The organism is Phyllobacterium sp. P5_D12, from assembly GCF_054049495.1.
In genome coordinates, this window is sequence record NZ_JBFUMG010000008.1 from 24,195 (window position 1) to 32,609 (window position 8,415).

The 8,415-nt window shown below is 59.3% G+C and carries 9 protein-coding genes; 3 read left to right on the forward strand and 6 right to left on the reverse strand.

What is annotated here, in order from left to right; genetic code table 11:
* Positions 1-5 precede the first annotated feature (5 nt).
* Together ACXJ5O_RS01470 and ACXJ5O_RS01475 are read left to right on the forward strand one after the other, a co-directional pair.
* Positions 6-1,052, forward strand: coding sequence for an EamA family transporter (locus tag ACXJ5O_RS01470; protein WP_457298327.1), 1,047 nt, complete (start codon positions 6-8; stop codon positions 1,050-1,052).
* A 95-nt stretch (positions 1,053-1,147) separates the two neighbouring features.
* Positions 1,148-1,669 (forward strand): hypothetical protein, encoded by a 522-nt coding sequence (locus tag ACXJ5O_RS01475; protein ID WP_457298328.1) that lies wholly within the window; start codon positions 1,148-1,150, stop codon positions 1,667-1,669.
* Positions 1,670-1,851: 182 nt separating this feature from the next.
* On the opposite strand, the gene ACXJ5O_RS01480 is transcribed toward ACXJ5O_RS01475, so the two are convergent.
* The 6 genes from ACXJ5O_RS01480 to ACXJ5O_RS01505 form a co-directional block, all read right to left on the reverse strand.
* Positions 1,852-2,790 (reverse strand): adenylate/guanylate cyclase domain-containing protein, encoded by a 939-nt coding sequence (locus ACXJ5O_RS01480; RefSeq protein ID WP_457298329.1) that lies wholly within the window; start codon positions 2,788-2,790, stop codon positions 1,852-1,854.
* 208 nt (positions 2,791-2,998) lie between these two features.
* Entirely contained in the window at positions 2,999-3,916 is a 918-nt protein-coding gene (locus ACXJ5O_RS01485) for an NADP-dependent oxidoreductase (RefSeq protein ID WP_457298330.1), read from the reverse strand.
* Between the two features lie 222 nt (positions 3,917-4,138).
* Positions 4,139-5,134, reverse strand: coding sequence for a zinc-binding alcohol dehydrogenase family protein (locus ACXJ5O_RS01490; RefSeq protein WP_457298331.1), 996 nt, complete (start codon positions 5,132-5,134; stop codon positions 4,139-4,141).
* Positions 5,135-5,147: 13 nt separating this feature from the next.
* Positions 5,148-5,960 carry an ATP-binding cassette domain-containing protein gene (locus ACXJ5O_RS01495; RefSeq protein WP_457298332.1) on the reverse strand — a complete coding sequence of 271 codons (813 nt, stop codon included), beginning with the start codon at positions 5,958-5,960 and terminating at the stop codon, positions 5,148-5,150.
* Between the two features lie 63 nt (positions 5,961-6,023).
* Complete coding sequence (locus ACXJ5O_RS01500) at positions 6,024-6,965, reverse strand: substrate-binding domain-containing protein (RefSeq protein WP_457298333.1); 942 nt, start codon at positions 6,963-6,965, stop codon at positions 6,024-6,026.
* A gap of 33 nt (positions 6,966-6,998) precedes the next feature.
* Positions 6,999-8,021, reverse strand: a complete 1,023-nt coding sequence (locus ACXJ5O_RS01505) for an ABC transporter permease (protein ID WP_457298334.1) — start codon at positions 8,019-8,021, stop codon at positions 6,999-7,001.
* 132 nt (positions 8,022-8,153) lie between these two features.
* Between ACXJ5O_RS01505 and ACXJ5O_RS01510 the strand changes: the two genes are divergently transcribed.
* A partial coding sequence (locus ACXJ5O_RS01510; protein WP_457298335.1) for a GntR family transcriptional regulator occupies positions 8,154-8,415 on the forward strand: 262 nt, incomplete at its 3' end.

Sequence of the window (8,415 nt, forward strand, 5' to 3'; positions counted from 1 at the left end):
GCACAATGCGCATAGGACTTGTTCAAGGAGTACCAGCGGCACTGATGGCCGCAACCTTGTTCGGCATTGGGACACCTTTGGCGAAGCTGCTGCTGTCGTCAGTCAGCCCCTGGATGCTTGCCGGACTCTTGTATCTAGGCTCTGGCCTGGGTCTGACGCTATATCGTCGGTTCACGAAGTCTCCAGCTGTCCATCTACCTCGTCACGAGTTGGCATGGTTCATTGGCGCTGTCACTGCTGGCGGGATTGTTGGACCAGTTCTGCTCATGGTTGGATTGGTCGGAATACCCGCATCGGGTGCTTCACTGCTATTGAATGCCGAAGCTGTCTTCACAGCCCTCCTCGCATGGTTCGTCTTCAAAGAGAATTTCGACCGGCGTATCGCGCTCGGTATGATCGCAATTATGGCCGGAGTGCTGATCTTGAGCTGGCCAAGCGAAGCCCATTTCGAGGGGTTCTGGTCGGCCTGTGCGATCCTGGCAGCGTGTCTTGCTTGGGGCATCGACAACAACTTGACCCGTAAAGTGTCCTTGTCTGACGCCTCGTGGATCGCGTCGGTGAAAGGCCTTGTCGCGGGTTCGGTGAACCTCGGACTAGCCTTGTTGTTGGGTTCTCATTTGCCGCCTCTGCCCAATCTGATGGGTGCACTCATACTTGGGTTCGTCGCCTACGGAATAAGTCTGGCTCTGTTTGTGGTGGCGCTACGGCACTTGGGGACTGCTCGAACAGGTGCGTATTTCTCAGTTGCTCCTTTCATTGGTGCAGTGCTTGCACTGGCGATGGGCGAGCCACTGACACCTTCGCTCATTTTTGCTGGCACCCTGATGGCAATAGGCATTTGGCTCCATCTCACGGAACAACACGAACACGATCACTTCCATGCCGAACTCGAGCACAAGCATGAGCACGTTCATGATCTTCACCATCAGCATGATCACCCGTACCCAGTCGCCGCAGGTGTCAGCCATAGCCATCTCCACAGACATCCTGCCTTGCGACACGCGCACTCGCATTTCCCGGATGCGCACCATCAACATCAACACAAGTCGTGACGCAGTCGGATTGGGGCAGATGCCCGGCGCCAACCTTGACCCCATGCGTGATTCATAAGAAAGTCGGGCGACAACTTCTACGGAGAGGACACAGCATGGCCATCTCACGCAAGGAAGAGCTGCGCGCACTGAACGCAGAAGAGCGTATTCTGGTGGAGAAGTCTCACCATCCCGCGTTGCAGGAAATGAATGATGCTGACCTGTCCAACCTGGTGAAGCTTGCACGTCAACAGCGTGACAAGGCGCAAACGGAGTCTAATCGCCGCCGCCGCGAAATGCGCGGCAAGGCCGCCCCGAAGGGCAGTGCGGCTTCGGCCCGGGATGATGGATCTCAGCTGAAAGTCGCCGTTCTCGCGATGACTATGCGTAGGCTGAACACTGAAGTGGAGCGACGTCGCCGCCTGGCAGCCAGCATCACACTGATCGAAAACGCACGCAATGTGTTGGCGTTGAAGCAGCAGGCGCCGACAAAAGGCAATGAATTCAACACGCGGTATGCACATCAAGGCATGCGTGCGAATCCTAACACCAAGGCAAACAGTCTTATCCGGCCAATGGAACGCGGTCGGCAGCGCGCGGCTGCGCAGGTAGCACAGGCCAAGCGCGACGCACGCTAACCGCGTGCAGGAGCAATGCGATGTCTCTCAAATCCCTACTTGTTTTGGCTATCTTTGGGTTACTGCTCGCTGGTTGCCTGCACAATGATGGCAAGCCATTTGAACCGTATCATCCACCGTGGGCGGAGAAATAGTACATCCTGCCGCAAATCACCGGAGGTTCGAGCCTTCGCACATTGGCCTTAAGGTTCCGCGCGCCGGCGCGTAAACCATCGGATACTGCCGAGGACAGCCATCGCAAGCAATGGCCAAGCGGCCCAGAAAGTGCCCTGCCAGGAAAGCAGATTGATGCTGATGAGGGCAAAGCCAATTATCGCGAGGGCGGCCAGAACGTGATCAACCTGTCGGGCGGTGCGCATCCATGAGAGTGCGGCCACGATTGCCAAAGCGAGGATTGGCCACGGCGCCCAGAAATCGCCGTCCCACGACAGCAGGTTGATGGCGAGAATACCGGCTGAGACTACGCCCAATACTCCGTAGTTGCGCCATTTTGGTACCACGCCGGAACCAGTGTTGCGGGTGTTGGTGAGTTCAACGGTCTTTTCATCGGACGCGCCCTTGGCCGGAAAGGGCTCCTGTTGTGCAGAACGGGCACTATCTTCCCCGATCCTGACGGCATAGCTGAGCACGCCACCTTCAATGTTCTTGACCGGTAGCTGTCCCAAGCATTCGAAACCCACCGCAACCTTGTTGCGCACGTGGTCGTACACCGTGTTGGATATGACGATGCCGCCAGCCGATGCAGATGCTTGCAGGCGTGCAGCCACGTTCACACCATCGCCGTAGATGTCGTCACCTTCGGCGATTACATCGCCAAGGTTGATACCGATACGAAACAACATGCGCGTGTCGTCGGGGCGGTCGGCGTTGTAGCCCGCAAGCTCATTCTGCACATCGAGCGCTGCGCGCACCGCCTCGACCACGCTCACGAATTCAGCGATCAGTCCATCGCCCCAGGTGTTGACGACCCTGCCACCATGGATTTCGATCAACCGGGACATTGCATCGCGGTATTTTTTCAGGGTGTCGAGGGTTCCTTCCTCATCAGTACGCATCAAGCGCGTATAATCCTGAACATCCGCGGAGAAGATCGTCGTCAGCTTGCGGCGCGTTCCGGTCATGGCGTTGTACTCTCCCAGCTCGATACCCGCAGGGGCCGCAAAGACACCCGTAGTCGTACGGACATTAACGGCTGGAGCCGGATGTGGGAAGAGTTAGGTCGTGAACCCATAAATCTGATGGAAATGGTATGAGGCGCCCCGTGCGCAGGACTTGCCGTCGTGTCGAGCCTCTGCGGCGATGATTGTACCCGCGCCCTCCCCGTGTCGCTCACGGACGAACCCGGATGACCGTCTTCCCCGCGCGCCGTTCGGTCGCGTTGAAGGTGGCGACGGCATCGTCGAGGGTCGCGACGTTGCCGATGTTCGTCCGCAGTCGTCCGTCCCGCACTCGCTGGACGATCTCGCTCAGTTGGGCACGATCGGACTCGACAACGAAGTCGATCGCCAGGCCGTCCGCGGGCCGCGCTTCGGCCGGCCCGACGATGGTCACCAGTGTTCCTCCGGCTCGAATCAGGCCTGCGGACCGCTTCTGGATGTCACCGCCGATCACATCGAACACCAGATCGACTCCGCCAACGTCTTCCAGTGCGTCATTCTCGAGGTCGACGAACTCGTTCGCGCCGAAGTCGAGCGCCTTCTGACGGTCGGCGGCGCGCCCGGTGCCGATTACGTAGGCGCCGGCCTCACGCGCGAGCTGAGTCACCATCGAACCAACGGCGCCTGCCGCGCCGTGCGCGAGTACGCTCTGTCCCGCCTGGAGGCGGCCGTGCTGGAACAACCCTTGCCATGCGGTCAGCCCCGAGATTGGCAGGCTCGCGCCGATCGTGAAGTCGACGTCGCCGGGCAGCGGCGCGAGGTTGCATGCCTCGATCGCCAGATACTCGGCCAAGGTGCCGTCGCGATACCAGTCCGCGAGGCCGAACACGCGCTGTCCTACCGACAGTCCCGTCGTGCCGTAGCCGAGGGCGGTGACCACTCCAGCCAGTTCGTGGCCAGGGATCGACGGTGTCCGGTTACGGTCGCGCCGATCGGTCCAGGTCGAAGGCCACGCCAGCTCAGTCGGAACGAATCCCGACGCATGAATCCGAACGACGACGTCGTTTATTGCTGCGTGCGGTTCGGGACGTTCCACCAGCTTCATCCCGGCCGTTCCTGCAGCCTCGTCCGTCACGACGATTGCCTTCATGATAATTTTCTCCTCGGCTATTTGTCGCTTTGGTGGAAATGTTGTTACTCGGTTCCAGTTGATGTCAATCCGCTTCCGTCTATGCTGGAGGCGACACTGCCTTGAAGACCATTGTTCTGGAAACGCAACCTTGTGGCCCTTGGACACGGCGTACGGCATCGTGGGAGACGCACCCACAATTTTAAGCCACATTATTCTCTGGATGCAACCGTAGGCGCTGGATCAGAGCCGCACCACCGCCTTGATCAGTCCGGTCCTGTCCTGGGCGAGTTCGGGCAGGCGCTGCGGCATGTCGGCCAGCGGCAGGATCACCGAGCAGAGGGCATCCGTGGAGATCTTGCCCTCACGGATGGCCGCCATGACGGTTTCGAAATCTGACTGGACGGCATTGCGGCTGCCGATGATGCGAGTTTCCCGCTTGTGGAATTCCGCGTCGTCAAAACGAATATGATCCTTCACGACGCTGACGAGCACATAGCTGCTTCCATGCGCGAGTAATGGAAAGCCTGCCTCTATGGCTACCGCAGTCCCCGTTGCATCGAAGACAGTGTCAAAGCCATCGGCGCAGTCGCCTTCAAGGATCCGCGACGTATCTTCATACGTGTTCTGAAAATCGAAACTCTCGCGCGCCAAAGCCAGCCGCTGAGAGCTCAAATCCAAAAGATGAACCTCCGCGCCTGCGAGCCGCGCGAAAAGCGCGGTCCCGATGCCGATCGGTCCGGCGCCCGTGACCAGCACCCGGTCGCCGGCGGCGAGTCCCGAACGGGCCACCGCATGGGCCCCGATCGCCAGGAATTCGACCATGGCCGCCTGGATTTCGTCGAGTCCTTCGGCGGCTATCAGGTTGCCTGCCGGAACTGCGACGCGCTGGCAGAGGCCGCCATCGCAATGAACGCCCAGCACCGCGATGTTCGAGCAGCAATTCGGTTTGCCGCGCAGGCAGGTCCGGCATTTGTTACAGGCGATATAGGGATTGATCACGACAAGGGTGCCCGCCTCGATGCCGTCTACAGGCGTGACCAGCCGGCCACTGAGTTCATGGCCGATCACGCGCGGATAGTTGAGATAGGGATGTTTGCCGGCATAGATGTGATAATCCGTTCCGCAAATGCCGACTGCCGTGATGTCGACAAAGGCCGAGCCTTCTGGCAAGTCTACGGGAAGAGGCCGTTCGATGAGTTCGAACCGTCCGGGTTCGACGCAGGTGCCGCATAACATTCGTCTTCCTTCCTCAATTCGAACTCAGGCCGGTTTGTGGTGTCCTGGCCGCATTGCGCGGCCGCCAGCCGTCGGGCATCTCGCCCTTGATGATCAGGCTCAGCACATCATCCTTGGTTACTTCCTCGATGGAGTAGCCGCCGACATTGCGTCCCCGGTTCATCACAACAATACGGTCGCAGAGGTCGAAAACGTCGTGCATGTCGTGGCTGATGAGAAAGATGCCGATACCTTCGCTCCGCAACTGCCTGATGAGATCGGCGACCATCGCTGTCTCGGCTGGTCCGAGCGCAGCCGTCGGCTCGTCCATGATGAGGATCTTCACCTTGAAATAGATGGCGCGGGCAATGGCAATGACCTGCCGCTGACCGCCGGACAATCGCGAAATCGGGTCGCTCAGATTCTTGAAGTTGGGGTTGAGCCGATGCAGCACCCGGCGCGCTTCCTCCATCATGTTCTTGTCGTCAAGATTGCCCCATCGCGTCTTCAGCTCGCGGCCGAGAAACAGATTGGACGGAGCATCGAGATGGTCGGCAAGGGCAAGCGTCTGGTAGATGGTCTCGACCCCCTGACGTCGCGCGTCCTGAGGTGATAGGAACCGGACATCCTCGTCCCCCATCCTGATCGTGCCGGCGTTCGGCGCCATGGCGCCGGAGAGAATCCGCATCAGACAGGATTTTCCCGCGCCATTATGGCCCAGGACTCCAACGACCTCTCCAGGAAAGAGGTCAATCGACACGTCTTCGACTGCGTGGACGCCGCCAAAGCTCTTCTGGATATTGATCATCTCGACCAGCGGCCGCGATCGTGTGACATGAGCATTCATGAGGTCTTCCTGAGGAAAGAGAAGGCAGAGGCCTGAGGCCCCTACCTTCTCGCGGCCGCCCGTTCAGTACAGAACGTTCTTGGCCTCGGGAGCGGCGATATTGTCCTTGGTGACGGCGACAACGCCCGTATCGATCTTCGGCTCAGCCGTTTTGCCGCCGACGATGTCGAGAATGGCCTTCACGCCGAGTTCGCCCATCTGATACGAACCCTGGACCATGGTCGCGACGAGCGTACCGTCCTTGACGAAGGCCTGCAGGTCTTCGTTGCCGTCAAAGCCGATGGCGACGACTTCGCCCGCCTTGCCGGCCTGGACGATCGCACGGCCCATGCCGACCGCGGTCGGCTCGTTGGCGCCGAAGATGCCTTTGAGATCCGGATTGGCGGCTAGCACGTCGGTCGTCTGATTGAGCGCCGTCGCCATCTGGGACTGCGAATAGTATGGCCCGACGATTTCCAGCTTGGAATTCGCCTTTAGATAGTCGACGAAGCAACCGACGCGACCGACTTCCGAGCCGACGCCCGCCACATAGGACATTACGGCTACCTTGCCTTCTTTCCCGACCTTGTCGATCATCATCGTTGCGGCAAGCTTGCCGGCGGCGCAGTTATCTGTCGAAAGGAAGGTCTGGAAGGTGCCCTTGCTCGCATCCGAGAGCGCGGAGTCGATGATTGCGACTGGGATACCGGCTTCGTTGGCCTTTTTGACGGCCGGAGCAAGCGCGTCCGGATCCGACGGTGCGAGCACGATGCCAATCACGCCGCGGTTGATGGCGTTTTCGACCATGCTGAGTTCGTCGGCAATCGCGGACTCCGCCGCCGGGCCGTTGAAGGTCATCGTGTGTTCACTCTGACCGGCGATCGCGGCAGAAGCGCCCTTGTTGACATTCTGCCAGAAGTTCGAGTTAGTCGTCTTGACGATCACCGCGATTTCTCCCGCCATGACGGTGGCGGGCGCGGCGATCATTGTGCTTGCCAGAAGCAGTGCTTTTAAGGTCTTCTTCATATTCTCCTCCTCTGATGAAAACAGTTTTGCCGGTTAACGGCGGCTTCTCAGCTGATCGACATAGACCGCCATGATGACGACGAAGCCGATGATGATCTGCTGGATGAAGGCTGAGACGCCGGCCATGTTCAGGCCGTTGCGCAAGACGCCGATGATGAAGGCGCCAATCATGGTTCCGGACACGGTGCCAACCCCGCCCATCAGCGACGCCCCGCCGATGACGGCCGCCGCGATCGCGTCGAGCTCGTACATGACGCCCTCATTGGGCTGGGCGGTAACCAGTCGGGACATCAAAACGATCCCGGCCAGTCCGGCGAGCGCGCCGGACATGACATAGGCGGCAAGTTTGGTTCGATCGACCTCGACACCCGAAAGCCGCGCGGCTTCCTCATTCGAACCAGTGGCATAGATGTGGCGGCCGATGGAGCGCCGGCGCAGCATGAAGCCGACAGCAACGGCAACGACGACAAGCAGGATCGCCGGATAGGGAATTCCCGGAAAAATGACCTTGGGCAGCCCATTCGAACCCACGCCGATCATTCGGAAAAGCGAACCGTTGCCCAGCTTGCCGAACGCCTCGCCTAGCTGCGAAATCGGAGCGGCGCCGGTGATCTGCAAGGCAGTGCCCCGGGCAATCAGCATCATGCCGAGCGTGGCGACAAATGGCGTGATGCGCATCTTCGTGACCACGATGCCATTGACGGCCCCACACAAAGCCCCGACCACGATTCCCATAGCCATGCCGAGCGGTACAGGAATTCCGGCCTTGACCGCGAGCCCAGCTACGGTTCCGGAAAGCGCCAGTACCGAACCCACGCTGAGATCGATACCTCCGGTCACGATCACCAGCGTCATTCCGATCCCGAGCAGGCCGATTACCGACGTCTGCAAGAGCACCGTCAGCCCGTTGCCGACGCTCAGGAAGGCTGCATTACCGAAGGAAAAAAATCCGACCAGCATGAAAAGCGTGAATAGCGCTGAAAGCTTATGCAGGGTGTCGGATGAAATTTTGACCCCAGCCAAAGGCACAGCAAGCCGATCCGCTTCAACTGACATGACGCCCCTCCCTGAGCGGTATAAAATAATTAAATGCAGAATGAAGGTCAAAATATCCACTGTCAATTGTTTTTAATTATTGTCGACACTTGCCCTTTGGTATATTGGGAGCAGAGACAGGAGGCTCTCGCGATGGCGCGGACGGACGAACGCTTCAGGGCAACTTTCAATGCGGTTCTCGAGGAGTGTTGCGCGTTGAAACCTGGTGATTTGCTGGCTTCGGAACTGGCGCTTGCCGCGCAATTCGACGTGAGCCGTACTGTGATCCGTTCAATCCTCGAGCGTTTGGATATGATCGGGGTAGTGCAATGGAGGGGACGCCAGAAAGCGCTCATCCGGACGCCCCGCCCAGACGAATGGCTGACGGTAAGTGCGAGCCAGGTTTCCCCAGAAG